The 25020-nt window shown below is 70.8% G+C and carries 22 protein-coding genes; 4 read left to right on the top strand and 18 right to left on the bottom strand.

Annotation, left to right across the window (positions count from 1 at the left end; genetic code table 11):
* Positions 1-3: 3 nt before the first annotated feature.
* From ACLQ2S_RS18400 to ACLQ2S_RS18345, 12 genes are all read right to left on the bottom strand, one after another.
* On the bottom strand, positions 4-651 hold the full coding sequence (locus tag ACLQ2S_RS18400) for an HAD family hydrolase (protein ID WP_425702204.1): 648 nt from the start codon (positions 649-651) through the stop codon (positions 4-6).
* Between the two features lie 100 nt (positions 652-751).
* Entirely contained in the window at positions 752-1522 is a 771-nt protein-coding gene (locus ACLQ2S_RS18395) for a neutral zinc metallopeptidase (RefSeq protein ID WP_155219841.1), read from the bottom strand.
* Positions 1523-1662: 140 nt separating this feature from the next.
* Entirely contained in the window at positions 1663-2670 is a 1008-nt protein-coding gene (locus ACLQ2S_RS18390) for a 1-aminocyclopropane-1-carboxylate deaminase (RefSeq protein ID WP_425702179.1), read from the bottom strand.
* Between the two features lie 128 nt (positions 2671-2798).
* Positions 2799-3431: an HNH endonuclease family protein gene (locus ACLQ2S_RS18385; RefSeq protein WP_309223519.1), complete on the bottom strand. Its 633-nt coding sequence runs from the start codon at positions 3429-3431 to the stop codon at positions 2799-2801.
* A 295-nt stretch (positions 3432-3726) separates the two neighbouring features.
* Entirely contained in the window at positions 3727-6105 is a 2379-nt protein-coding gene (locus ACLQ2S_RS18380) for an ATP-binding cassette domain-containing protein (RefSeq protein WP_425702178.1), read from the bottom strand.
* Positions 6102-6512 (bottom strand): VOC family protein, encoded by a 411-nt coding sequence (locus tag ACLQ2S_RS18375; RefSeq protein ID WP_425702177.1) that lies wholly within the window; start codon positions 6510-6512, stop codon positions 6102-6104. Before ACLQ2S_RS18375 ends, ACLQ2S_RS18380 begins: the two co-directional genes overlap by 4 nt.
* A complete protein-coding gene (locus ACLQ2S_RS18370) occupies positions 6509-6964 on the bottom strand; it encodes a helix-turn-helix transcriptional regulator (RefSeq protein WP_309223520.1) in 456 nt (151 codons plus the stop codon). Before ACLQ2S_RS18370 ends, ACLQ2S_RS18375 begins: the two co-directional genes overlap by 4 nt.
* A gap of 70 nt (positions 6965-7034) precedes the next feature.
* Positions 7035-7649 (bottom strand): LutC/YkgG family protein, encoded by a 615-nt coding sequence (locus ACLQ2S_RS18365; protein WP_425702203.1) that lies wholly within the window; start codon positions 7647-7649, stop codon positions 7035-7037.
* Positions 7631-9040, bottom strand: a complete 1410-nt coding sequence (locus ACLQ2S_RS18360) for a lactate utilization protein B (protein ID WP_425702202.1) — start codon at positions 9038-9040, stop codon at positions 7631-7633. The genes ACLQ2S_RS18365 and ACLQ2S_RS18360 overlap by 19 nt, the downstream gene beginning before the upstream one ends.
* A gap of 17 nt (positions 9041-9057) precedes the next feature.
* Positions 9058-9831, bottom strand: a complete 774-nt coding sequence (locus ACLQ2S_RS18355; protein WP_425702176.1) for a (Fe-S)-binding protein — start codon at positions 9829-9831, stop codon at positions 9058-9060.
* Between the two features lie 109 nt (positions 9832-9940).
* Positions 9941-10603 (bottom strand): response regulator, encoded by a 663-nt coding sequence (locus ACLQ2S_RS18350; protein ID WP_425702175.1) that lies wholly within the window; start codon positions 10601-10603, stop codon positions 9941-9943.
* Entirely contained in the window at positions 10600-11736 is a 1137-nt protein-coding gene (locus tag ACLQ2S_RS18345; RefSeq protein WP_425702174.1) for a sensor histidine kinase, read from the bottom strand. The genes ACLQ2S_RS18350 and ACLQ2S_RS18345 overlap by 4 nt, the downstream gene beginning before the upstream one ends.
* A gap of 222 nt (positions 11737-11958) precedes the next feature.
* Between ACLQ2S_RS18345 and ACLQ2S_RS18340 the strand changes: the two genes are divergently transcribed.
* Positions 11959-12363 (top strand): DUF6223 family protein, encoded by a 405-nt coding sequence (locus ACLQ2S_RS18340; RefSeq protein ID WP_425702173.1) that lies wholly within the window; start codon positions 11959-11961, stop codon positions 12361-12363.
* A gap of 123 nt (positions 12364-12486) precedes the next feature.
* Here the strand turns inward: ACLQ2S_RS18340 and ACLQ2S_RS18335 are convergent, their stop codons facing one another.
* Both ACLQ2S_RS18335 and ACLQ2S_RS18330 read right to left on the bottom strand, forming a co-directional pair.
* The gene (locus ACLQ2S_RS18335) at positions 12487-13524 is read right to left on the bottom strand and encodes a glycoside hydrolase family 11 protein (protein WP_425702172.1); all 1038 of its coding nucleotides are present in this window, start codon (positions 13522-13524) and stop codon (positions 12487-12489) included.
* 422 nt (positions 13525-13946) lie between these two features.
* Positions 13947-15128, bottom strand: a complete 1182-nt coding sequence (locus tag ACLQ2S_RS18330) for a PucR family transcriptional regulator (RefSeq protein WP_309223523.1) — start codon at positions 15126-15128, stop codon at positions 13947-13949.
* Positions 15129-15272: 144 nt separating this feature from the next.
* Between ACLQ2S_RS18330 and ACLQ2S_RS18325 the strand changes: the two genes are divergently transcribed.
* The 3 genes from ACLQ2S_RS18325 to ACLQ2S_RS18315 all read left to right on the top strand — a co-directional run bounded on the left by ACLQ2S_RS18325 (position 15273) and on the right by ACLQ2S_RS18315 (position 21064).
* The gene (locus ACLQ2S_RS18325; RefSeq protein ID WP_309223524.1) at positions 15273-17570 is read left to right on the top strand and encodes an aminotransferase class III-fold pyridoxal phosphate-dependent enzyme; all 2298 of its coding nucleotides are present in this window, start codon (positions 15273-15275) and stop codon (positions 17568-17570) included.
* A gap of 3 nt (positions 17571-17573) precedes the next feature.
* Positions 17574-19166 (top strand): xylulokinase, encoded by a 1593-nt coding sequence (locus tag ACLQ2S_RS18320; protein WP_309223525.1) that lies wholly within the window; start codon positions 17574-17576, stop codon positions 19164-19166.
* A gap of 242 nt (positions 19167-19408) precedes the next feature.
* Positions 19409-21064 carry a hypothetical protein gene (locus ACLQ2S_RS18315; RefSeq protein WP_425702171.1) on the top strand — a complete coding sequence of 552 codons (1656 nt, stop codon included), beginning with the start codon at positions 19409-19411 and terminating at the stop codon, positions 21062-21064.
* 28 nt (positions 21065-21092) lie between these two features.
* Here the strand turns inward: ACLQ2S_RS18315 and ACLQ2S_RS18310 are convergent, their stop codons facing one another.
* From ACLQ2S_RS18310 to ACLQ2S_RS18295, 4 genes are all read right to left on the bottom strand, one after another.
* Positions 21093-22571 (bottom strand): cation:proton antiporter, encoded by a 1479-nt coding sequence (locus tag ACLQ2S_RS18310; protein WP_425702170.1) that lies wholly within the window; start codon positions 22569-22571, stop codon positions 21093-21095.
* Between the two features lie 50 nt (positions 22572-22621).
* Positions 22622-22849, bottom strand: a complete 228-nt coding sequence (locus tag ACLQ2S_RS18305; RefSeq protein WP_155219874.1) for a potassium transporter TrkA — start codon at positions 22847-22849, stop codon at positions 22622-22624.
* Positions 22850-22946: 97 nt separating this feature from the next.
* Positions 22947-24401 carry a glycoside hydrolase family 43 protein gene (locus ACLQ2S_RS18300; protein ID WP_425702169.1) on the bottom strand — a complete coding sequence of 485 codons (1455 nt, stop codon included), beginning with the start codon at positions 24399-24401 and terminating at the stop codon, positions 22947-22949.
* Between the two features lie 252 nt (positions 24402-24653).
* Positions 24654-24920, bottom strand: a complete 267-nt coding sequence (locus tag ACLQ2S_RS18295) for a DALR anticodon-binding domain-containing protein (protein WP_309223527.1) — start codon at positions 24918-24920, stop codon at positions 24654-24656.
* Between the last annotated feature and the right edge of the window lie 100 nt (positions 24921-25020).

Raw genomic sequence — 25020 nt, 5'->3', positions numbered from 1 at the left:
GTGTCAGCCGAGGTCGCGCCGCAGCAGTCCGCCGAGCAGTTCCAGGTCCGCCAGGAGCAGGCTCTCCAGTTGGTGTACGCCGTCGGTCGGTGCCAGCGGCACCTCGGCGGGTACGGCCAGCACTGCGGCTCCGGCGGCGACCGCGCTGGCCACCCCGGTCGCCGAGTCCTCGATCGCCACGCACCTGTCGATCGGCACCCCGAGCAGCCGGGCGGCGGTCAGGTACGGCTCCGGGTGCGGCTTGGTCGCGTCGACCTCGTCGCCGCAGACCACCACGTCGAAGCTGTCCCGGCCGAGGGTGTCCAGGGCGATCTCGACCAGCGGCCGACCGCTGGAGGTGACCAGGGCGGTGGGGATCCGCGCCTGCCGGACCGCGCCGAGCAGGGCCAGTGCTCCGGGACGCCACTGCAGTCCGGTGCGGAACAGCTCCAGGATCCGCGTGTCGATCCACTCCGCGCTGGCCTGCGGATCCCGGTGTGGCTGTCCCAGGTCGTCGTGCAGGATACGCATCGAGTCGGCCATGCCGGTGCCGACGATGGCCCGCCGGGCGGCGGTGGACAGCGTGCCGCCGTAGCGTTGCGCGAGTTCGGCCAGCGCGATGTCCCACAGTCGCTCGCTGTCGACCAGGGTGCCGTCCATGTCGAAGAGCACGGCGGCCGGGCGGGTGCTGCTCACCGGATCCTCCTCAGGCTCGGGTAACCGGTGAATCCTGCCAGCCGGCGTGACCCCGTGCCCGGCACAGTGACCTTTCTCAACCAAGATCGCAGGCGGCCAGGGACCGCTCGTAGCCACGGAAGAACGACTCGGCCCGCTGTTCGGGGGTGCCGTGCGAGCCCTCCGCGAACCACGGTTGCCCCGGATCGTCGCCGACGGCCAGCAGCCCCTCGTGGAACTCGTCGAGGTCGCCCTCGTCGAGGGTGAGCCGACCGGCGCGGACCGAGTCGCCGAGGAACGCCCCGGCCATGCAGTCGGCCTGCAACTCCTGCTGGATGGTGAAGGAGTAGCGGATGCCCAGCCGGGTCTGGATGCCGTGTGCGTACTCGTGGCCGAGCAGGTAGAACACGAACGCGTCACCGATCTGCCGGAAGGCACCGAAGGACCAGTTGATGTCGTACGCGATGAAGTCGCTGACGGTGCAGTAGACCGCGTTGTTGCGGGGCACCTCCTGGCCACCGCAGGAGACCTCACCATCACGCTGGTACGGGATGACCCGCCGGATCGGCCGGAAGGACCGCCCCGCCGCCTTGAACTGCTCCGCCCAGTACACCTCGGAGAGTCGCTGCGCGTCGGCCATGTCCTGCCGGAACTCCTCCACCGTGTCGGTGCCGTCGGCCCGGGTCACCTCGCCGGTGGGGGTGGCCGGTTCCCGCTGCCCGGTCGGGTCGGCCGACCCGCCCACCGGCTCCACCATGCAGGCGGCCGCCGCCACCAGTGCCACCGCCAGGCCGGCGAGCCTCCCCCGGCGTCGCCCTCGCCCACCTGCCGTCACCCTGTTCCTCCCAGCTCGGCGTCGTCCGACCAGTACCCCGACGGTACGACCGTCACGCCCGTTGCCGTCAGGTACGCCTTACCGCCCCGTCCGGTTCAGTCGACCGGCTCCACGAGCCGACGCCGATCGCCCACCGGACCGCTGACGGCGGACCGCCGGTAGTCGGGGCGGGCTCAGGCGAAGAGGGTGTGGTACGCGTTCAGGGCCGGTTGGCCGCCCAGGTGGGCGTAGAGGACGTTGGCGTCGGCGGGGATGTCCCGGGTACGGACGAGGTCGATCAGTCCGGCCATCGACTTGCCCTCGTACACCGGGTCGATGATCATGCCTTCCAGCTCGCCGGTGAGCCGGATGGCGTCCAGGGTGGACTGCACCGGGATTCCGTACCGGTCCCCCGCCCAGCCCGCCAGGACGGTGATCTCGTCGTCGCGCAGGTCCCGCCGCAGGCCGATGAGCTCGGCGGTGTTGCGGGCGATCTTCTCCACCTGGGCCCGGGTCTCGTCGAGCTTCGCCGAGGCGTCGATGCCGATCACCCGGCGGGGCCGGTCCTGGCCGGCGAAACCGGCGATCATCCCCGCCTGGGTGCTGCCGGTGACGCTGCACACCACGATCGTGTCGAAGAAGACGCCCAGCTCCCGCTCCTGCTGCCGGACCTCCTCGGCCCAGTTGGCGAAACCGAGCCCGCCCAGCGGGTGGTCGGACGCCCCGGCGGGGATCGCGTACGGCACGCCGCCGCGGGCCCGGACCTCCTCCACCGCCCGTTGCCAGCTCTCTTTGATGCCGATGCCGAACCCGTCCCGCCCGAGGCGCACCTCGGCACCCATGACCCGCGACAGCAGGATGTTGCCGACCTTGTCGTTGACCGGGTCGGGCCAGTCCACCCAGCTCTCCTGCACCAGGACGGCCTTCAGGCCGGCGCGGGCCGCCACGGCGGCCACCTGCCGGGTGTGGTTGGACTGCACGCCGCCGATGCTGACCAGGGTGTCCGCGCCGCGCGCGAGGGCGTCGGGCAGCAGGTACTCCAGCTTGCGGGTCTTGTTCCCGCCGAAGGCGAGTCCACTGTTGCAATCCTCCCGTTTGGCCCAGATCCGGGCACCGCCCAGGTAGCGGCTCAGCCGGTCCAACGGGTGGATCGGGCTGGGACCGAAGAGCAACGGGTAACGGTCGAACTCGGCAAGAGACATGCAATATATTGCACGTTGCATTCATCTGGGTGTCAAGGTTCCCGCGCGACCCGTCGCCGCCCGGCACTACGGGACGGGGGCGTGACGTCGTCGACGTCACGCCCCCGATCATCGGATATAACCGCAGGTCAGCAGGTGTTCAACATGCTGTTCAACGCGGACTTCTCGGCGCTGTCGACGGTCAGGCCGTAGTACCACTTCACCTGGATCCAGGCCCGCGCGTAGGTGCAGTGGAAGGCGGTGCGCGGCGGCTTCCAGGCAGCCGGGTCCTTGTCACCCTTGGACGAGTTGATGCTGCCGGTCACCGCCCACAGTTCCGGGCCACCCAGGTCGTTGGCGTACGTCTGACGCCGCGCCGTGGTCCAGGCCCACGCTCCGGACCGCCACGCCTCGGCGAGCGGCACCACGTGGTCGATGGAGATGTCGGACGCGTTCGTCCGGGTCACCCCGTCGTACGGGCTGTACCAGGACCCGGACGTCGGAGAACAGTTGGAGCCGACGACGACGTTGCTGCCGTCGCGCTTGAGCACCTGCTCCCGGGTGTTGCAGGTGCCGGTGATGGTGATCCAGTGCGGGAACAGGTCCCGACGGTAGCTGGACTGGTGGGACTCGGCCGCGACGGTGAGCGAGTTCAGCCGGCTCACCGCAGTGCTGTACGAGGGGATGTTGGGCGGCGTGGCGTGTGCCGCCGGCGGGACGAGTACGACGGACAGGACGACGGCGATCACCGAGACGATGGCGACCTTGCGTAGGTGAGCCACGGGGCGACTCCTGACTGTCTCCTGCCACGGCGGGTGGGGGAACCCGACTTGGGGGCGCGGCAGGGACACGGGCATTCTCGCAAACATCGCGATCAATAGATGTCGTCGCGCCGAAAGCCCGGTGAAAGTCACGTGACGGCCCCTCCGACGCACGGCCGTGGCGCGGGTGGCGCCGGGTTCACCGCCCGCCCGCTGGTGTCACGACGGCGGCGGGCGGGGTCGAGGAGGTGTACCACCGCCGCCGGAGTCGTCGAGCCGCCGCCGACGGTCCGCACCGTCGGCGGCGGCGACCTACTCAGGCGCCCACGTACGCGGCGAGGTGCTCGCCGGTGAGGGTGGACCGGGCGGCGACGAGATCGGCCGGAGTGCCCTCGAAGACGATCCGGCCGCCGTCGTGGCCGGCGCCCGGCCCCAGGTCGATGATCCAGTCGGCGTGTGCCATGACCGCCTGGTGGTGCTCGATCACGATGACCGACTTGCCCGCGTCGACCAGCCGGTCGAGCAGGCCGAGCAGGTGCTCGACGTCGGCGAGGTGCAACCCGGTGGTCGGCTCGTCGAGCACGTAGATCCCGCCCTGCTCGCCCATGTGGGTGGCCAGCTTGAGCCGCTGCCGCTCGCCACCGGAGAGGGTGGTGAGCGGCTGGCCGAGGCTGAGGTAGCCGAGCCCGACCTCGGAGAGCCGGTGGAGGATGCGGTGCGCGGCGGGGGTACGGGCCTCGCCGGAGGCGAAGAACTCCGCCGCCTCGCCGACCGGCATCGCGAGCACCTCGGCGATGTTCCGGCCGCCGAAGTGGTACTCCAGCACGGATGCCTGGAACCGCTTGCCCTCGCACTCCTCGCACACCGTGGCCACCCCGGCCATCATCGCCAGGTCGGTGTAGATGACGCCGGCGCCGTTGCAGGTGGGGCACGCCCCCTCGGAGTTGGCGCTGAACAGCGCCGGCTTCACACCGTTGGCCTTCGCGAACGCCTTACGGATCGGGTCGAGCAGCCCGGTGTACGTCGCCGGGTTGCTCCGCCGCGAGCCACGGATCGCGCCCTGGTCGATCGCCACCACCCCGGCGTCCGACGGGATCGACCCGTGCACCAGGGAACTCTTGCCCGAACCGGCGACGCCGGTGACCACGACGAGCACCCCGAGTGGAATGTCGACGTCGACGTCGCGCAGGTTGTGCGTCGACGCCTTCCTGATCGGCAGGTGTCCGGTGGGCGTACGCACCGACTTCTTGAGGGTGGCCCGGTCGTCGAGGTGCCGGCCGGTGAGGGTGCCGCTGGCCCGCAGCCCTTCGACGGTGCCCTCGAAACAGACGGTGCCACCCGCCGTGCCGGCCCCGGGGCCGAGGTCGACGACGTGGTCGGCGATGGCGATCGTCTCCGGCTTGTGCTCCACGACGAGCACGGTGTTGCCCTTGTCCCGCAGCCGCAGCAGCAGGCGGTTCATCTGCTGGATGTCGTGCGGGTGCAGCCCGATGGTGGGCTCGTCGAAGACGTAGGTGACGTCGGTCAGCGACGAACCGAGGTGGCGGATCATCTTGGTGCGTTGCGCCTCGCCGCCGGAGAGCGTCCCGGACGGCCGGTCCAGGCTGAGGTAGCCGAGCCCGATCTCGACGAAGGAGTCGAGGGTGTGCTGCAACGAGGCCAGCAGTGGCGCCACCGAGGGCTCACGCAGCCCGCGCACCCACTCGGCCAGATCGCTGATCTGCATCGCGCAGGCGTCGGCGATGCTGATGCCGTTGATCTTCGACGAGCGGGCCGCCGCACTCAGCCGGGTGCCGTCGCACTCGGGGCAGACGGTGAAGGTCACCGCCCGCTCCACGAAGGCGCGGATGTGCGGCTGCATCGCCTCGACGTCCTTGGACAGGAACGACTTCTGGATCTGCGGGATCAGCCCGGTGTAGGTCAGGTTCGTCCCGTCGATCTTGATCTTGGTCGGCTCCTTGTGGAGCAGGTCGTGCAGCTCCCGCTTGGTGTACTCGCGGATCGGCTTGTCCGGGTCGAAGAAGCCGCAGCCACGGTAGATCCGGCCGTACCAACCTTCCATGCTGTAACCGGGCACCGTGAGCGCGCTCTCGTTGAGCGACTTGCTGTCGTCGTACAACGCGGTCAGGTCGATGTCGGTCACCCGGCCGGTGCCCTCGCAACGCGGGCACATGCCACCGGTGATGCTGAAGCTGCGCCGTTCCTTCGTCGTGGTGCCGCCCCGTTCGATGGTCACCGCACCGGCGCCGCTGATCGAGGCGACGTTGAAGGAGAACGCCTGGGGGGAGCCGATGTGCGGCTGGCCGAGCCGACTGAACAGGATCCGCAGCATGGCGTTGGCGTCGGTGGCGGTGCCGACGGTGGACCGTGGGTTAGCCGCCATCCGCTCCTGGTCGACGATGATCGCGGTGGTCAGCCCGTCGAGGACGTCGACCTCCGGCCGCCCCAGCGTGGGCATGAAACCCTGGATGAACGCGCTGTACGTCTCGTTGATCAGCCGCTGCGACTCGGCCGCGATGGTGCTGAACACCAGCGAGCTCTTACCGGAGCCGGAGACCCCGGTGAACACGGTCAGCCGACGCTTCGGCAGCTCGACGGTGACGTCCTTGAGGTTGTTCTCGCGGGCGCCCTGCACCCGGATCAGATCGTGACTGTCCGCGGCGTGCCGCGCCGACGACTGGTTGTCCACGCTCATCGCACTTCCTGAATACGAATCATGTTGCCGGCGGCATCGCGGACGGCGCAGTCACGAACCCCGTACGGCTGGTCGGTCGGCTCCTGCACGATGTCGATGTCGGCGGCCTGGAGCCGCTCGAAGACACCGTCGACGTCGGGCGTGGCCAGCACGATCGAGGCGTAGGTGCCCTTCGCCATCATCTCGGTGATGGTGCGGCGCTCCTCGTCGGTCACGCCGGGGTCGGCCGCCGGTGGATGCAGCACGACGGAGGTGTCGGGCTGACCGGGCGGTCCGACGGTGATCCAGCGCATGCCCTGGAAGCCGACGTCGTTGCGGACCTCGAGACCGAGGAGATCCCGGTAGAAGGCCAGGGAGGCGTCCGGGTCGGTGTGCGGCAGGAAGCTGGCGTGAATGGTGAGGTTCATGACGGCCACGCTAACCAGGGACGCATCGGCACTGCTTCTCGATTCCTGATCGGTCTGGTCACCTGTTTCACCACGCAGGACGGGAGCCCTCTCGTGGCGCGCGCCGCGTCCCGGCGGTAGACGCTGGGCGGCACCCCGACCAGCTCGGTGAAGCGGGTGCTGAACGTGCCCAGCGACGAGCAGCCGACCGCGAAACAGACATCGGTGACGCTGAGGTCACCCCGGCGCAGCAACGCCATGGCGCGTTCGATGCGCCGGGTCATCAGGTAGCCGTACGGGGACTCACCGTAGGCCAGCCGGAACTGGCGGCTGAGGTGCCCGGCCGACATGTTGACCCCACGGGCGAGCGCCTCCACGTCCAGCGGCTGTGCGTACTCCCGGTCGATGCGGTCCCGCACGCGGCGCAGCCGCGCGAGATCGTCCAGTCTCTGTTCGGTGGATCTGCTGGTCACCCGCACGATCCTGCCACGCCGGTCCGACATGTCGTGACCTCGCCGGTCCACCGCGTCGCCCGCCGACCGGTCAGGGCAGCAGGATGACGTGCAGGGTGCGGGGGCCATGTACGCCCTCGACCCGGTCGAGTTCGATGTCGCTGGTGGCCGACGGGCCGCTGATCCAGGTCGATGGCCGGTGCGGGGTGAGGCGGGCCAGGGCCTGGGGCACGTCGGCGACCACCTGGGCGGTGCGGACCACGCAGACGTGCCGGTCCGGCAGGAGACTGAGCACGCGACGGCCCTGGTCGGGCGAGCCGTCGAGCACGACCGTGCCGGTGTCGGCGATGGCGACGGCGGCGGCGGTGACCACGGCGTCGGCGGCGGCGATCCGAGCGTTGTCCAGGTCGTCGTCGGGTAGGACGGTCACGGTCGACGGCAGCCAGGCCGACGGTAGCCCCGGCGGAACGACGACGGTCGCCGCAGCGGGCAGGATGCCGGCGATGGTGTCGGCGACGGCGGTGGCGGCGACCCGGTGCACCTGGGCGCGGTAGTCGGTCAGCCGATCGACCAGCCGCTCGATATCGACCACGCCGTCGCGCCGGTAGTCGCGTGGCACCTCGGTCAGCGCCGGTGCGGCGGGGCCGAGCGCGGCGCGGAGCCGGGCGAGGACCGTCTCCCGGGCGGTCACCGGTTCGCCCACCAGTCGCGGAAGGTCTGCGGCGGCGGATCGGGCAGGTCACGGCCGTCGGTCCAGCCGGACAGCGGCGGCGGCAGACCACGGCCGCGCCGTCCGGCGAGCCGGCTCAGCCGCGTCGCGCGCTGCGCCGCCGCGAACAGTGCCGGGCGGTCCATGGCGTACGCGGCGGCGGCCATCACGGCCGACTCCGCGTGCGGATGCGGCGCCCGGTCGCGCAGGTGCACCAACAGCTCCGGAATGTTGATCTTCACCGGGCAGGCGTCGTAGCAGGCCCCACAGAGCGACGAGGCGTACGGCAACGAGGCGTTGTCGGCCACCCCGGTCAGCTGCGGGGACAGCACCGCGCCGATCGGTCCCGGATACACCGACCCGTACGCGTGCCCGCCGGTGCGCTCGTAGACCGGGCACACGTTCAGGCACGCCGAGCAGCGGATGCAGTGCAACGCCTGCCGGCCCACCTCGTCGGCGAGCACCGCGCTGCGTCCGTTGTCCAGCAGCACCAGGTGAAACGCCTGCGGCCCGTCGCCCGGGGTGACCCCGGTCCACATCGAGGTGTACGGGTTCATCCGCTCCCCGGTCGAGGCCCGGGGCAGCAGTTGCAGGAACACCTCCAGGTCCCGCCAGGTCGGCACCACCTTCTCCACACCCATCACGGTGATCAACGTACGCGGCAGCGTCAGGCACATCCGACCGTTGCCCTCGGACTCCACCACCGCCAGCGTGCCGGTCTCCGCGACGGCGAAGTTCGCCCCGGAGACCGCCACCGGCGTGGACAGGAACGTCTGCCGCAGAAAGCGACGCGCCGCCGCCGCGAGGTCTGCCGGTTCGTCGGTCAACGCCGGGTCCACGCCCGGCATCGCGCGCAGGAAGATCTGGCGGATCTCGGCCCGGTTGCGGTGGATCGCCGGCACCAGGATGTGACTCGGCCGGTCGTCGCCCAGCTGCACGATGAGCTCGGCGAGGTCGGTCTCCACCGGCGCGATGCCGGCCGCTTCGAGGGCCTCGTTGAGGCCGATCTCCTGCGTCGCCATCGACTTGACCTTGATCACCCGGTCGCTGCCGGTGTCGCGCACCAGGTCGACGACGATCGCGTTCGCCTCGTGGGCGTCGGCGGCCCAGTGCACCACTCCACCGGCCTGCGTCACCCGCTGCTCAAGCTGTTCCAGCAGCTCCGGTAGCCGGGCCATGACGTCGGTCTTGATCGCCGACCCGGCCGCCCGCAACCGCTCCCAGTCCGGCACCTCGTCGATCACCGCGGCCGACTTCGCCCGGATCGTCGCGGTGGCGTGCCCGAGGTTGCGGCGCAACTGCGCATCGGCCAGCGCCCGTCGGGCGGCGACCGGGAAGGGCTCCGCGCCCCGCAGGTGCCCGACGCCGGTCGGCGCGGTCGTCGGCATGCCGAGGAAGGTCCGCGTCACGACCGCACCACCAGCTCTGCCCGCTCACCCATGGTGTCGTCCCGCTCGGTCGAGGCCAGGATCTCCGCCAGATGCACCGTCCGGACTCCGCTGCGCAGCCGGGACAACCCACCACCGATGTGCATCAGGCAAGACGAGTCACCCGCCGTGCAGACCTCCGCGCCGGTGGAGAGCACGTGACGCATCTTGTCCGCCAGCATCGCCGTCGACGTGTCCGCGTTCTTCACCGCGAACGTCCCCCCGAACCCGCAGCACTGCTCCGCCGCCGGCAACTCCACCAGATCCAGCCCACGCACCTCGCGCAGCAACCGCAGCGGCCGGTCGGCCACCCGCAGCATGCGCAGCGAGTGACAGGTCGGATGGTAGGTCACCCGATGCGGGAAGTACGCGCCGACGTCGGTCACCCCGAGCACGTCCACCAGCAACTCGGACAGCTCGTACGTCCGCCCCGCCACCGACTCCGCCCACGCGGCCAACCGGACGTCACCGGCGCGCCGCGCCACCGTCGCGTGCTGGTGGCGGACCGACCCGACGCACGATCCCGAGGGGGCCACGATCACGTCGTACGGGTCGAAGACCCGGGTGTGTCGGCGTACCAGCGGCAGCGCCTGCGCCTGGTAACCGGTGTTGACGTGCATCTGCCCACAGCACGTCTGCCCCGGCGGGAACGCCACCTCGTGCCCCAACCGCTCCAGCAACCGCACCGTCGCCTTCGCCGCCTCGGGAAACAGGGTGTCCGCCAGGCACGTCACGAACAACGCGATCCGCACGTCAACCCTCCGTCGACACCGTCACGGAACCACCGTCGGGCCGGTGGCGCAGGATCCGCTGAGTCTGCCGTACCGCAGGCCGCGACACCACCGGACCGGGCCGCCGAGGTCACCGACCGCGCGCCGTCACCAGGCCGGACTCGTACGCGATGACCACGAGCTGTGCTCGGTCACGGACCTGGAGTTTCGTCATCGCCCGGTTGATGTGGGTCTTCGCGGTCAGCGGGCTGATCACCAGGCGTTCGGCGATCTGGTCGTTGGACAGGCCCTGCGCGAGGAGGGCGACCGTCTCCCGCTCCCGGTTGGTCAACTCCTTCAGCCGCGCGCCGGCCGGCGTCCGCGGTGGCTCGGTGACGTACCGGTCGATCAGCTTGCGGGTGATCGACGGTGCGAGCAGGGCGTCGCCGCGCGCGGCCACCCGCACGGCGTGCACGAGATCCGCCGGTTCGATGTCCTTGACGAGGAAGCCGGCGGCACCGGCACGCAACGCGTGGAACACGTGTTCGTCGAGGCCGTAGTTGGTCAGGATGACCACGTGTACGCCGGCCAGGGCGGGATCCGCGGCGATGCGCCGGGTCGTCTCGATGCCGTCCATGACCGGCATCTGGATGTCGACCAGCGCGATGTCGGGCAGGTGTTCCCGGGCCAGGGCCAGCGCCTGCTCGCCGTCGGCGGCCTCGGCCACCACCTCGATGTCGTCCTCGATGTCGAGCAACGCGCGGAATCCGCTGCGCAGCAGCGGTTGGTCGTCGACCAGCAGCACGCGGATCATGGCGTCGCCCCCACCGGAAGCTCGGCGTGCACGGTGAACCCGCCCCCGTCGCGGGCCTCGGCGTGCAACAGGCCCCCGAGGGCGGCGACCCGTTCCCGCATGCCGAGCAGCCCGACGCCGGGTGCGGTCGAGCCGCCCGGCACGGCCTCGCCGTCGTCGTCGACCCGGATCGCGACGGCATCCGGCCGGTAGTCGATCCGCACCGACGCCGAGGCGGTGGAGGCGTGTCGGGTGATGTTGGTCAGCGCCTCCTGCACGATGCGGTAGGCGGCGAGGTGCACGGCCTCCGGCACGTCGGGTCGTTGTCCGTCGATGGTCAACGTCGCGTCCACACCGGCCAGCCGGGCCCGCCGCACCAGGTCCGGAAGCTGGTCGAGCCCGGGCGAGGTGGTGGTCCCGTCGGCGCGCAGCGCCTCCAGGGTCGCGCGCAGTTCCCGGGTCGCCGCACGGCTGGCCTCCCGGATGGCCACCAGCGCCTCCGGCACCGGCTCACCGCGTCTGCCGGCCAGGTGCACCGCGACCTCGGCCTGCACCTTGATGATCGAGATCTGGTGGGTGAGGGAGTCGTGCAGTTCCCGGGCGATGCGCAGCCGCTCCTCGTCGGCGCGGCGCAGCGCCGTCTCCTCGCGGGTGCGCTCGGCCTCCTCCGCGCGTCGCTCAGCCTGCCGTAACGCCTCACCGGCGGCACCGGCGGCGACCAGCCAGGCCACTTCGAGCGCGTCGCGGGCCTGGGCGAGCGCCTCGCCGACCGGCGGCGTCGGCGGTAGGGCCAGGGCGGCGAGCGGAAGGGAGACCAGCATCGCGACAGCCGCCACGACGGTGACCGCGCGGTGCCCCGCGCGGACGGCCGCGTACACCGCGAACAGGAACGCCACAGCGGGCACCTCGATGCCGGCTGCCTGGTAACCCACCGCGCACACGCCGGTGACGACCAGCACCGCCACCGGAGCCCGTCGGCGGGCGACCAACGCCAGGCCGCCGGTGACCACACAGGCGTAACCGAACAGGCCGACCGCCGTGGTGGGCGGCGCCGCGGACAGCCCGGCGACGAGCAGCACCGCCGTCACGCCGACGGCGATCACCCAGTCCCGGACCGCCGCAAGCCGCAGAATCCGCCCGCACCGCTCACCCATGCGCGCACCCTAACCGGCAAACCCCGACCGGTGACTCATGCGCACGGACGACTGGGCACCTACCACGTACGCGGTAGCGCGGCGGCGGCCACCACGCACGCGGTAGCCGGGCGCGCCGGGCGCGGCAGGAGAAAGTGCCTACGTGGGCCGGATGACCATCGGTGCGCCCGCGAGCAGGATCGGAGACCTCTCACCAGCCGACGTGACCACAGAGGAGACACCATGACGCTCGTCCGGCTCGTGCTCGACGCCGCCCTGGCCGCACCGTCCGGTGCGGTCGGACTCGCCGTACCGGTGGCCGACCGGATCACCACCTACCCGATCGCCGCCGAGGCCATGAGCGCCGGTCGGGTCGGATCATCGGTGGCCGCCCTGATCGCGCTCGCGGGTGTGGTCATCGGCGGGTCGGCACTCGTCCGTGCCCGCACCGGCGCGGCGCGGCGCGGCATGGTCGCCCTCGCCGCGGGGGCGGTCGGCCTGGCGCTCGGCGGTCTGGTCGTGGTCACCTCGGACAGCGGCATAGGCACCGGCAACGGCCGGGGTGGCGGTTACGTGGCGCTGGTGCTGGGGTTGGTCGCCGTGGTCGTCGGTGGCCTCGTGCTGGGGCGCACACGACGCGGCGGCTGAGCGAGCCCGGCTCGACTCGCCGCACGGTGACGGGCCGGCCCGCGAGGGAACCGGCCCGTCACCGTGTCGCGATGGTGGTGGGGCACCGGCCCGAGCCGGCACCCCACCGCTGTGTTCACCAGATCAGCCGGCGGAACAGGTTGCCGTCGGTGTGGTGTTGTTGCCGTTCTTGTAGAGCGTGATGCCGAAGTTGTTGCCGTTTCCGTTCGGCCGGGCGGTGAGCGTGCCGCTGTTGCCGCTGATCGTGGCGTTCCAGCTGTTCTGCAGGCTCTGGCCACCGTTGGTGCGGATGGTGACGGTCCAGTTGTTGCTGCCGCTGACCGAGAAGGTCGTGTTGAACCGGTCGTTCCAGTCCTCGGCGCGGTTCACGCTGACCGAGCAGCCACCGTTGCCGGGCGGCGGGGTGGTGGGGTTGCCCGGGTTGGTCGGGCCGGGGCCCGGGTCCGAGCTGCCGCCCTCGCGCAGGGTGATGTCCGAGCTGCCCTGGCTCTGGTAACCCTCGGTCGCCATGATCTGGTAGTAGTGGTTACCCAGGTTCAACCCGACCCGGGCCCAGGCGTCGAAGTGGTTCGCGGTGGTGATGGTGCCACTGCTGCGCTTCTGCTGCCGGACGCTCCAGTACTGGTAGAACGTCGCGGTACCGTCGATCGACGGCTGGTTCACCCGCTGGCTACGCAGGATGTCGTAGGTGCCACCATCGGTGGTCACGCTGCCCAGCCGGGTCGCGCCACTGCTCGGGTTGTAGCTACCGAAGTTCTCGACGATGTAGTACTCGACCAGCGGGTTACGGGTCCAGCCGTACAACGCCAGGTAGCTGTTGTTGTTACCCGGGTTGTAGCTACCCGAGTAGCTGATCGTACGGCGCGTGCCAGGGTTCCAGCCCTTGCCGCCGACCCAGTTGTTCGTGCTCCTGCTCCACGAGCTGCTGTAACGACCGTTCTCGCGCAACACCATGCAGGCGTCGCCGCTGTCCTTCCAGAACGAGAAGAAGAACCCGTTGTGGGTACCCTCCGTGTTCGAACAGACCTGACGGTCAGCCTCAGCCTGAGCCGGGCTGGCCACGATAGCGGTGGTCGCCAGCACGGCGGCGAAGGCAGCGGCAGCCAGCATCCTGACGCGGCCGCGGCGGCGACTTCGTGGTGGGCCGGGGACGTTGTTCATGCTTCCTCCTCATGACGGCTGGCCGACGGCCAGCAGTGCGCTACGCATCGGCCGCCCCGGTGGCTGGGCAGCCACCGTCGACTGTCGACGTCGTACCGGGTGGTGGTGTTGCGTCGGTCGTCTCGCGGATGACCGGCGAAGCAGGTAGCGGTCATCGACGTTCATCTCTGGATGCGTCGATGGCCAACAGTATTGGCACGGGTCCACCGAACCGTCAACAACTTCCGGAAATACTCCCGAAACCTGGCCTTGACCACCGTCGAGGCGAAGGAATACGTTGACGTTGGCCGGTAAGACCACGGTGGCGGGTCGCCCCAGGTCACCGTCACGACGCCCTGCGCCAGGTCAGGGCAGCTGTCCAGCGAAAGTTCCAGATACCTTCCGGATACTCGCCGACCTCGATCGCCTACTGCCCGTGAAACCTAGCCGCGTCCAGCGTCGACGGTGAGCTGGTTGGTCAGCACCACCAGGAGCTCGAAGCGGGCCGCCGGGTCGTCCAGGTCGGCACCGTACAACTCGCGCAGCCGCTTGAGGCGGTAGCTGACCGTCTGCGGATGGACGAACAACTCGGTGGCGACCTCGGCACGCGACCCCCAGTGCCGCAGCCAGGCGTGGAGCGTCGCCAGCAGGTTCTCCCGCTGGGCCGGGCGCAGCCGCGCCAGCGGTGCGAGGCGGCGGGCGGTGAGCACCGCCAACGCCCGTTGCTCACCGCGTAGGGTCAACGTGACCAGGTGGTCGTCGACGAAGACCGGGGCGGCGCGGGGGCCGACCAGTCCGGCGGTCAACTCGGCGAGCCGGACGGCCGCCGGCACCTGGGGCCAGCCCAGTTCCGGGCCGACCACCGCCCGCCGCCCGGCCAGCGCCTCGGTCAGGGCGACCCGCGCCGCCCGGGGGCCGGAGCGCAGCAGCAGCACGGCGTCGCGTCCACGTTCGACGACCAGCCCGTCCGGGCCGTACCGGAACCGCACGTCGCGGGCCTGGTCCAGGGGCAGCAGCACGGGCACCACCGCGTCCAGGTCGGGCCAACCGATCCGGGCCGCCGCGGACTCGACGGCGCTGGGCATGCCGTCGCCACGCAGCAGCAGTTCGGCCAGTTGGCGCCGCCGGTCGACCTCCCCGGCCTGCTCACGCAGTTGCAGCGCGTACCCGTCGGTGCTCGCCGCCGCCAGTTCGGCGACGTACGCGCTGACCGCGTCGGAGAGGTCGATCAACTCCTCCGGATCGAGCGGGCGCAGCCGGGCCAGTGACTGCGACGCCGTACGCAGCAACAGCCGGGCCGCCGTCCGCAGCGCGGTCAGCAGTGCCTCCGGCCCCCGGTCCTCGCGTGCCTCGGCGGCGCCCAATCCGACGAAGACCTCCCGGACCCGGGGCGGCAGCGCCGGTTCCCCGGTGCCGACCAGGTCGAGGAAGCGGTCGAGCGCCACCTGCACCGCAGTGCGTACGTCCCGGGCGAACTTGTCGTCGGCGATGTCGGCGAAGGCGGGGGTGGCCTCGGTGACGGCGGCCGCCACGGCGGCGACGGTGGCCGGCAGGTGCGGGCGCATCGCGGCGGCCAGATCGGCGGGCAGGTGTCGCCACGGCGTCGTGGAGACGGGCGCGCTCACCCGACGATTTTGTCACGCCGGGATAAGAGGGGTGGACATTCTCGCTGCCGGTGGGACGGTGTCCCGATCGGGACGCCCACGCGACGATGAACCCGACCGGCCGCGCACCGCCTGGCGGCCGGCGACCCGACGGAGGAGACCGCCGTGCAGCACCGCCTGTCCCGCCAGCACGTCGTCGACATGTGCCGCACCATGCTCGCCCGGGGCTACCTCAAGGCCACCGAGGGCAACGTCTCGGTCCGGGTGCCCGGTCACCGGCTGTACGCGGTCACTCCGAGCAACTACGACTACGACCGGATGCGCGTCGAGGACGTCTGCCTCGTGGACTTCGACGGCCGGCACGTGCCCGACGACTCCGGTGTCGGGCTGAAGCCGTCCATCGAGTGCGGGATGCACGCCAACATCTACCGGGAGCGGCCGGACGTCAACGCGATCGTGCACACCCACCAGCCGTACGCCTCGGCGCTGGCCTTCCTGCGCAAGCCGATCCCGGCGCTCACCGACGAGCAGGTGCGCTTCCTGGGCCGCCAGGTGGCCATCATCGACTACGCCCCGTCGGGCACCGGGTTCCTGGCCCGCAACGTGCAGAAGAAGGTGGCCAGCGGGGACAACGCCTTCATCATCGCCAACCACGGGGTGGTCGCCGTCGGCACCGACCCCGACCGGGCGGTGTTCAACATGGCCCTGCTGGAGAAGGTGTCCATCGCCTATCTGCTGGCGCTGACCAGCGAGGCGGGCAAGGTCCACACCATCCCGACCACGATCCGGGAGATCGCCTTCAGCAAGCTGCGAGCCGACGAGAAGCGGATCGCCGCCCAGCTCACCGAGGCGGTCGAGCCGGTGCGGGTACCCGCCGACGAGGAACTGCCCAGCGCCGACGCGGTCGCCGCCGAGATCGCCGCCGACCGGGCGGCGGGCACCCCGGCGGCCCCGACCGAAACGACCGGGACGGTGTCGGACGGGGCCGGCGGCACGCCGGGCGCGGAGTCGGCCCGGCTCGGGTACGCGATCAGCGCGTACCCCGACGTGGACGACGTGATGCGTCGACTCAAGGCGCTGACCGCCCAACCGGTACGCGGACTGCGCCACGACGCGATGCTCGACGTGTTGAACTACTTCGACACCAAGTGCCGGGCCAGCAAGGAGATCACCGACCGGGCCAAGCGTCGGATCCCCGGCGGGGTGCAGCACAACCTGGCGTTCAACCACCCGTTCCCGCTGGCCATCGACCGGGCCGACGGCGCGTACCTGGTGGACCGGGACGGCAACACCTACATCGACTTCCTCCAGGCCGGCGGGCCGACGATCCTGGGCAGCAACTACGGCCCGGTCAACGAGCGGGTCGCCGAGGTGATCCGCGACTGCGGCCCGGTGACCGGCCTGTTCCACGAGTACGAACTCAAACTCGCCGAGATCATCCACCGGTTCATGCCGCACGTGGAGATGTACCGGTCGCTGGGCTCGGGCACCGAGGCGGTGATGGCCGCCGTCCGCGGCGCCCGCGCCTTCACCGGCAAGAAGATGGTGATCAAGGTCGGCGGCGCCTATCACGGCTGGTCCGACACGATGGTCTACGGGCTGCGGGTGCCGGGCACCTACCGGATGAACGCCAAGGGCATCCCGTTCGGGGCGACGGCCCGCACCCGGGAAGCCTTCCCGCACGACCTCGGGCAGCTCAAGCGCAAGCTGATCGAGAACCGGCTGCGCGGCGGCACCGCCGCGGTGGTGGTCGAACCGGTCGGCCCGGAGTCCGGCACCCGGCCCGCGCCACGGGACTTCAACGCCCGTGTCCGCGAGCTGTGCGACGAGTTCGGCGCGCTGCTGATCTTCGACGAGGTGGTCACCGGATTCCGGCTCGGGCTCGGCGGCGCCGCCGGCTACTTCGGTGTCACCCCCGACCTGACCGTGCTGGGCAAGGCCGTCTCCGGCGGCTACCCGATGGCCGGTGGTGTCGGCGGGCGGGCCGACGTGATGGCGGTCTTCGGATCCGGGTTGGACGGTAGGAGCGGGGCGCACATCCAGGTCGGCGGCACGCTGTCGGCCAACCCGCTGTCCTGCGCGGCCGGCTACTTCGCCATCGAGGAGATGGCCCGCACCAACGCCCCGGTGATCGCCGGCCGGGCCGGTGACCGGCTGACCCGGGGCCTGCAACGACTGATCGACTCCTACGGGTTGCCGTACGTGGCGTACAACCAGGGCTCCATCGTGCACCTGGAGTGCAGCGGCGTGATGTTGTTGGACATGCGCAACCCGGTGAAGCTGCTCCGGGAGAACAAGGCCCGCAAGCGGCTGATGGAGCAGATGGGTGCCGCCTACACCGCACACGGTGTGATCACCCTGGCCGGCTCGCGGATGTACACGTCGATGGCCGACACCGACGAGGTCATCGACGACGCCCTCAGCCGATTCGACCAGGTCTTCGCGCTGGTCGAGGGGGTCTGAGCGGTGGCCGCCAGCCCGCCGCAGGTCTTCGCGATCGACCTGGGCACCTCGGCGCTGAAGGCCGCGCTGGTCGCCGCCGACGGCACGGTCACCGGCTGGGCCGAGCGGCCGGTCCCACTGCGGGTGCTGCCCGGCGGCGGCGCCGAACAGGACCCGCTCGACTGGTGGGCGGCGCTCGGGGAGGTCGCCGCCGACCTGGGTCGGGACCACCCCGACCAGATGCGGGCGGTGACCACGGTCTGCGCCTCCACCCAGGGTGAGGGGACGATCGCGGTGGACCGCGACGGCGCGCCGCTGACCCCGTGCATCAGCTGGCTCGACATGCGCGGCGCGCCGCACCTGCGACGGCAGTTCGGCGGCTTTCCCGCGTACCAGGGGATGTCGGTGCGCCGGATCGCCCGGTGGCTGCGGCTGACCGGCGGAATGCCCTCCCCCACCGGCAAGGACCCCGCCGCTCACATGCTGTTCGTCCGCGACACCCGGCCGCAGGTGTACGCGCGGACCGCGACGTTCCTCAACGTGCTCGACTGGATCAACCTGAGGCTCACCGGACGTACGGTGGCCACCGTCGACTCGATCCTGACCTCGTGGGTGACCGACAACCGGCGGCCCGGCGACATCCGCTACTCCCCCGCGCTGGTCGCCGACTGCGGCATCGACGCGGACCGGCTGCCGCCCATCGTCGCCTGCACCGAGGTGATCGGCACCCTGACGCCGTCCGCCGCCACCCACCTGGGCCTGCCCGCGACGGTGCGGGTGGTCGCCGGGTCGATCGACAACACCGCGGCGGCGATCGGGGCCGGCACCACCGGGGACAACGAGCCGCACCTGTACGTCGGGACCTCCTCCTGGATAGCCGCCCACGTGCCCCGGAAGAAGACCGACGTCACCGCCGGCATCGCCGCCGTGCCCTGCGCCATCGGCGACCGCTACCTGATGACCGCCCTCCAGGCCACCGCCGGGGCCAACCTCACCTGGCTCCGGGACAAGATCGTGGAGTACGACGATCCGTTGCTCGGCGCCGGTCGACTCAGCCGCGACGAGGGAACGATCTTCGACGCCTTCGACGCGATCATCCCTACGGTGCCGCCGGGCGCGAACGGTGTGCTCTACACCCCCTGGCTCTACGGTGAACGCGCGCCGGTGGACGACGCGACCCTGCGCGCCGGGTTCCTCAACATCTCCCTCGACACCAACCGCTCGGACCTGTTGCGGGCGGTCTTCGAAGGGGTCGCGTTCAACACCCGCTGGCTGCTCGGCGCGGTGAACCGGTTCCTCGGCGCGCCGGTGACCTCGATGGCCGTCACCGGCGGCGGGGCGCTGTCGGACTCGTGGTGTCAGATCTTCGCCGACGTGCTCGGTGTCGAGATCCGTCGGGATGCCCGACCGCTGGCGGTCAACGCCCGGGGCGCGGGTTGGATCGGCGCGGTCGGCACCGGGCAGCTCAGCTTCGCCGACATCCCGGGGCTGATGCGTACCGACCGGGTCTTCGCACCGGACCCGGCGCACCGCGCCCGCTACGACGAGATCTTCGGCGTCTACCGGCAGGCGCACCGCCGGCTCGCCCCGCTGTACCGGCGGCTCAACCGCAGCTGACGATGCTCCCGAAAGTTTCGGTAGCCATCGACGATGGCTTTTATCCAGTTGTCGATGCGAGGCTAGGAGGTCGGCGACGGAGATCGGCAGGAGGATACGTGCAGGCGATACGTCGAGGTCTTGTCGGAACGCCGTCCGCCGACCCGCAAACCGGTCCGGAACCAGAGGAAACGGAAGCTCCGCCGCGCGACGGGAAAACGTGGTTCACCAAGGCGGCTCGGCTGCTGCGTCACGAGTGGACGGTGGCGAGCTTCGCGGGTCTGCTGCTGGCCGTCGTGCTCACCTGGCCGACGTTGCGGCATCCGTGGACCACCATTCCGGGTGACATCGGCGATCCCACGTTGCAGGCGTGGCAGGTCGCCTGGGGCGGGCACGCCCTGGCCACCAACCCGCTCGGCCTCTGGCACTCCAACACCTTCTTTCCGGAGCTGTACACGTTCGCCTACACCGACAACCTGATCGGCTACGCGCCGGCCGGATTGTTCGGCAACGGCATGGAAGCGGCGGTGTTCCGCTACAACCTGCTCTACGTCCTGGCCCACGCGCTCGCCTTCGTCGGGGCGTACGCGCTGGTGCGCCAGCTGGGTGGGATCAGGACGGCGGCGGCCGTGGCGGGCGTCGCCTGGGCCTTCGCTCCGTGGCGGCTCGCCCACAGCGGCCACCTGAACATCCTCTCCATCGGCGGCATCGCGCTGTGCCTGGCGATGCTGGCTCGCGGTCACGGCTGGTCCCTGCGCGAGGGTCACCGGCCCGCGCTGCACCGTCCGGGATGGATCGTGGCCGGGTGGCTGGTCGCGGCGTGGCAGCTGACCCTCGGTTTCGCCGTCGGCCTGCCGCTGGTGTACTTCCTGGCCGGTACCGTGCTGGTGGTCCTCGTGGCGGTGGGGTGGACCCGGTGGCGCACCGGCCGGTGGCTCCTGGGCCGCCGGGTGGTGTTGGCCAACCTGGTCGGCGGCGTCGTCTTCAGTGTGGTGTGCGTCTGGTTGGGGACCGCCTTCCTGCGGGTGGTCGAGTTGAATCCGCAGGCGCGCCGAGACCTGGCCTGGACGCAGATGTTCTCCCCGCCGCTGCGCGGCTACTTCGTCGCGCCCGCCGACTCGTGGCTGTGGGGCGACTACTTCGAGGCCGCCCGCGCCCAGTTGTCGTGGCCACCGGAGATGGCGCTGCTGCCCGGCGTCACGCTGATCGTGCTGGCCGCGGCCGGGCTGAGCTACTCGGCGTTCCGGGTCCGCCACCGGGTGGTGCTCGGGCTCGGCGTGCTGGTCACCGGTGCGCTCGGCCTGGGCAGCAACCTCGTCGGCGAGGGCGACCCGGGATACCTGACGCTGTCGCGGGTGCTCCCCGGCTGGGAGGCGCTGCGCACCCCGGGGCGGCTCATGGTGTGGATCAGCCTGCTGCTCGCCATCCTGGCGGCCGGAGCGATCACCGAGTTCGGTCGGCAGCTTCCCAGCCTCCGGTGGCCGAGGATCGTCGGCCGGGTCCTGCTGGTGATCCCGCTGCTGCTGGTGCTGGTCGAAGGGGTCAACCGCACCCCCCACCCCGACGTGCCGACCGCCCCGGCGGCGATGCGCTCCGCCGCCGAGCCCATGCTGATCCTGCCCAGCGACGGGGTGACCGAGGCCCACATCATGCTCTGGTCCACCGACGGGTTCCCCCGCGTCGTCAACGGTCACATCACCTTCGTACCGACCAGTCAGGAGCAGATCCGCGCGGCCAGCGCGACCTTCCCCGACCAGGGCAGCGTGGCGTTCCTGCGGCAGGCGGGCATCCGGTCGGTGGTGGTCCTGCCGCACCTGCTCGCCGGTACGCCCTGGGACGGCGTCGCCACCCGACCCTTCGACGGCCTCGGCATCACCCGGGAGGAGGTCGACGGCGCGCTGGTGTACCACCTAGGCTGAGGCGGGACCCGGCGGTCGGCGCGCCTGCTCACTCCCGGGGAGCGCCCATGGGTTCGCGGACGAGGCTGCCGTCGATGTAGCAGTAACGCCAGTCCTCACCCTCCTCCAGCGACCGGATCAGCGGGTGGCCGGTCTGTCGATAGTGCTCCTCCGCGTGGTTGTTGACCGAGTCGCTGCAACAGCCGACCGCCCCACAGGTCAGACACATCCGCAGTTGCACCCAGTCGTCGCCGCTCTCCACGCACCGCGGGCACGCCTCGGCGTCGGACTCGGTGATGTAGACCCGGTCGAGGTGGGTGCAGGCGGTGCTCATCGTCTCCTCGCGCACGTACCGCCAGCCGCCGTGCAGCAGCCGGTCCGGAATGACCCGGGCCAGGTAACGCGAGTTCGCCGCGAGCAGTGGGCTCGCCACGGCCAGGATCAGCACGTACAGCGCGACGAACGGGCCGAGCCGCCCGTCGAGACCGGCGGCGAGGGCGAGCGTGGCCAGGATCAGCGAGAACTCGCCCCTACCCAGCACGGTCAGGCCGACGTTGGCCGCGCCGCGTTGGTTGAGCCCGAACAACCGGCCGGCGACGAGGCCGGCCAGCACGTTGGTCACGAGGGTCATCAGCACCGCCAGCAGCACCGGCACCGCCACCGAGCCGAAGCCGCCGACGTCGATGCTCAGCCCGAAGACCAGGAAGAAGACCGCCGCGAAGACGTCGCGCAGCGGCAGCACCAGGCGTTCGACCCGTTCCCGGATCGGGGTACGGGCCACCACCAGACCGATCATCAGCGCGCCGATCGCGTCGGAGACGCCGATCTCGGCCGACACCCCGGCGACGAGCACGACCAGCCCGACCATCAGGATCGCCAACAGCTCGTCCTCGTTGCTGTCGATCACCTTGCCGACCAGACGGGCACCGAAGCGGGCGACGGCGAAGAGCACCACCAGGTAGGCGAAGCTCAGACCGATGTGCAGGGCCAGCTCCCCGGCGGAGCCGGCGCCGGCCAGCACCGGCGAGAGCAACGCCAGGTACAGCGCGAGGAACAGGTCCTCGATCACGATGATGCCGAGGATGACCGGCGTCTCCGCGTTGGCCAGTCGACGCAACTCGATGAGCAGCTTCGTCACGATCGCCGAGGAGGAGATGCCGAGCGCCCCGGCGATCACCAACGCCTCGTAGCCGCCCCAGCCCAACGCGAGGCCGAAGAGCAGACCAGCGCCGATGTTCAGGCCGATGTACGCTCCGGCGGCGATGAACAGCCGCCTGCCGCTGCCGAGCACCTGGTCGACCGGGAACTCGACGCCCAGGTGGAACAGCAGCAGCACCAGGCCGAGCGAGGCGAGCAGGCTCAGGTCCTCGGGATGGGCGACCAGCACCGGGCCGGGTGTGCCCGGCCCCAGCAGGATGCCCGCGAGCATGAAGAACGGCACGGTGGGCAGGTTGATCCGGCGACCCGCGCGGGCCAGCAGGCCCGCGATCAGCACGAGGGCCCCGAAGCCGACGAGGTCAGCATGCACGGTGAGGACTCCTGAGGCGGTCTGAACCGTAGACGCGCGGGACGCGAAGGCTACTCGGTGAAGTACGTGCCTGCCAGCAGGGCGCCCACCTTGCGCGCCTGCTCCTCCGACATCTCGATCACGGCCACCGGATCATCGTGCCCGGCGGCGAAGACGTACAGGTCACGGTTGCCGTCACGGCGCACCACCACGGAGATCCGCTGGGTGTTGCTGCCCAGATCGACGTCGTACCGCTTGCCGATGCCCGGCAGGTCCTGCACGTAGATGCCACTACCCATCGACCCTCCCCGTACGGTCAGCGATCACTGCGCAATGGTACGAGCCCACCGACCGAACGCTCGTCGCCGCGCCGACCGGCCCGGCGACGCCCTCAGGTCACGAGGTGATCCGGAACGTGGCGTCGTTGCGCGCCTGGGCGTCGTTGATCGGATCGAGCCGCAGCAGGTAGTCGTAGTGCCGGATGTACCGGTCGGGGTAGTTGTACGACCGGAACGACGACCACGACGAGTTGCCGAGACCGGCTACCTGCCGGAAGGTGGCGTCGGCGGCGAAGATCGAGCTGCCGTCGTTGGCCGCCAACACGAAGTCGAAGCCGTAGTGCCGCAGGTAGTGGCCGGGGTAGTTGACCGACTCGAACGACACCGCGCTGGCGTCGGCCAACCCGGGCACCACCCGGAACTGGGCGTCCTGGGCCGGGCTGACGTTGGCGTCGATCCGGACGTCGTAGTTGGCGTGCCGCACGTACCGGTCCTGGTGCGTGTACGCCTGGATGCGGTTGGCCGGCGTGGTGGCGCCCCACCGCCCCAGCACCACGTTCTCCTCGGCGGCGGTGAGGCTCAGGATCGACCCGTGCCGTTTGCGGCTGGCACCCAGCTGGTAGTCCGTCCGGGTCCGGAAGTTGGTGACGCTGCCCAGGTTCGTGGAGGTGACCGGCAGGTAGCCGCGGCCGGTGGCGTACTGGTCGAGCCAGAGCGCCCACTCGTTGCGGCCGTTGAACTGCATCCACATCGGCCCCTCGACCACGTTGCCGCCGCCGGTGCCGTTGGAGATGCCCAGGTGCGAGAGGTTGCCCAGCGTGGTCCACGACCCGAGGATCGAGTTGCTGGCCTCGATGGTGATGTGCCCGTCGGCAGACGCCCGGTAGTAGCGGTATCCGCCCACCGCGCCCGGCACCTCGACGATCTGGGTGTCGATGATGCCCTGGCCCCCGCCGGTGCGCTCGATGTAGAGCTGCGGCGCGGTGAAGCTGCGGAAGTCGCTGGTCCGGACGTACCAGATGCGGTGCTTGGTCACGCCGTTGCGCGCCGAGTTGGTCGCCCAGTAGACGACGTAGTCGCCGGTCGCCTCGTTGTAGATCGCCTCCGGCGCCCAGGCGTTGCCGGCGCCGGGGATGGCCGCCGCGACGTTGAGCAGCCAGGGAGCGGACCAGTTCACCAGGTCTCGGGACTCCCACACCACCAGCGAGGTGCTGCCCCGGTTCGCCGCGTCGTTCCACGACGTGCCGCTGGCGATCCGCAGGTCGGTGGCGACGATCCAGTACCGGTCGCCGGAGGGCGAGCGGAGCAGGGAGGGATCGCGTACGCCCCGGGTGCCGATCGTGGACAGCAGCACGGGTGAGCCGTTGTTCAGGTCACGCCAGGTGAGCCCGTCGCGGCTGTGTGCGAAGTAGACCTGCTCGCCGATGGCCGACTCCCCGGTGAAGTGCGCCATCAGGTAACCGGTGAACGGGTCGAGCGCGGCGGCCTCGGCACGCGGGGTCTGCACCGCCGACAGGAGCAGCAGGCACAGGGCGGCGAGCAGGGCACTGGCCCTGGTCAGCACTCGGGACATGTCCGGCTCTCCGTCCGTCCGCGCGATGAACGTTAGCGCTAACATCGCGCCACCGACACACCCCAGCTCACTATTTCAGGGGTGTTACGCATCCTCCCCCTCCCATCGACCCCCGTCAACCCACCCCCACCCCACCCCACCCCACCGCGCCCCCACCCCACCCCCACCCGTGTTGATCAAGAAGTTTTCGTCTCCGACACGCGCTCGCCGAGACCAAAACTTCTTGATCAACACGATCGGGCGGGTGGGGGGTCACAGTTGGGTGGGGGCGGGGATGCCGAGCAGGTGCAGGCCGGTACGCAGGGTGTCGCCGGTGAGCCGGCACAGGGCGAGCCGGTTGGCCCGCCGCGTTCCGGTGGCCCGCAGCACCGGGCACCGCTCGTAGAAGGTGGTGAAGGTCTGCGCCAGCCGGTACAGGTAGCCGCAGAGGCGGTGCGGCTCGTAACCGGCGACCACCTCGGCCAGCACGTCGGCGAACGCGATCCGAGCGCGGCCAGATGCCGAGAGTGTACGCCTCACCCGACGGTGGCGTGGGTGAGGTCGACGTGCCCGTTCCCGCCGTGAGCGGTGGGGAAAACCCTGATTCCCCCGCAGCGGACGCTGTCTAGGGTCGACCGCA

It is taken from the genome of Micromonospora sp. DT48 (genome assembly GCF_049844495.1).
Classification (GTDB): domain Bacteria; phylum Actinomycetota; class Actinomycetes; order Mycobacteriales; family Micromonosporaceae; genus Micromonospora.
Note: the sequence above shows the minus strand (reverse complement) of the source record. Positions and strands in the feature narration are given on the sequence as shown.

Bases quoted from the DNA above. Each gene is read 5' to 3' on its own strand.
- ACLQ2S_RS18335 (WP_425702172.1), bottom strand. From the start codon at position 13,524: ATGAACAACGTCCCCGGCCCACCACGAAGTCGCCGCCGCGGCCGCGTC.
- ACLQ2S_RS18350 (WP_425702175.1), bottom strand. From the start codon at position 10,603: ATGATCCGCGTGCTGCTGGTCGACGACCAACCGCTGCTGCGCAGCGGA.
- ACLQ2S_RS18300 (WP_425702169.1), bottom strand. From the start codon at position 24,401: ATGTCCCGAGTGCTGACCAGGGCCAGTGCCCTGCTCGCCGCCCTGTGC.
- ACLQ2S_RS18375 (WP_425702177.1), bottom strand. From the start codon at position 6,512: ATGAACCTCACCATTCACGCCAGCTTCCTGCCGCACACCGACCCGGAC.
- ACLQ2S_RS18305 (WP_155219874.1), bottom strand. From the start codon at position 22,849: ATGGGTAGTGGCATCTACGTGCAGGACCTGCCGGGCATCGGCAAGCGG.
- ACLQ2S_RS18380 (WP_425702178.1), bottom strand. From the start codon at position 6,105: ATGAGCGTGGACAACCAGTCGTCGGCGCGGCACGCCGCGGACAGTCAC.
- ACLQ2S_RS18345 (WP_425702174.1), bottom strand. From the start codon at position 11,736: ATGGGTGAGCGGTGCGGGCGGATTCTGCGGCTTGCGGCGGTCCGGGAC.
- ACLQ2S_RS18390 (WP_425702179.1), bottom strand. From the start codon at position 2,670: ATGTCTCTTGCCGAGTTCGACCGTTACCCGTTGCTCTTCGGTCCCAGC.
- ACLQ2S_RS18340 (WP_425702173.1), top strand. From the start codon at position 11,959: ATGACGCTCGTCCGGCTCGTGCTCGACGCCGCCCTGGCCGCACCGTCC.
- ACLQ2S_RS18360 (WP_425702202.1), bottom strand. From the start codon at position 9,040: ATGCCGACGACCGCGCCGACCGGCGTCGGGCACCTGCGGGGCGCGGAG.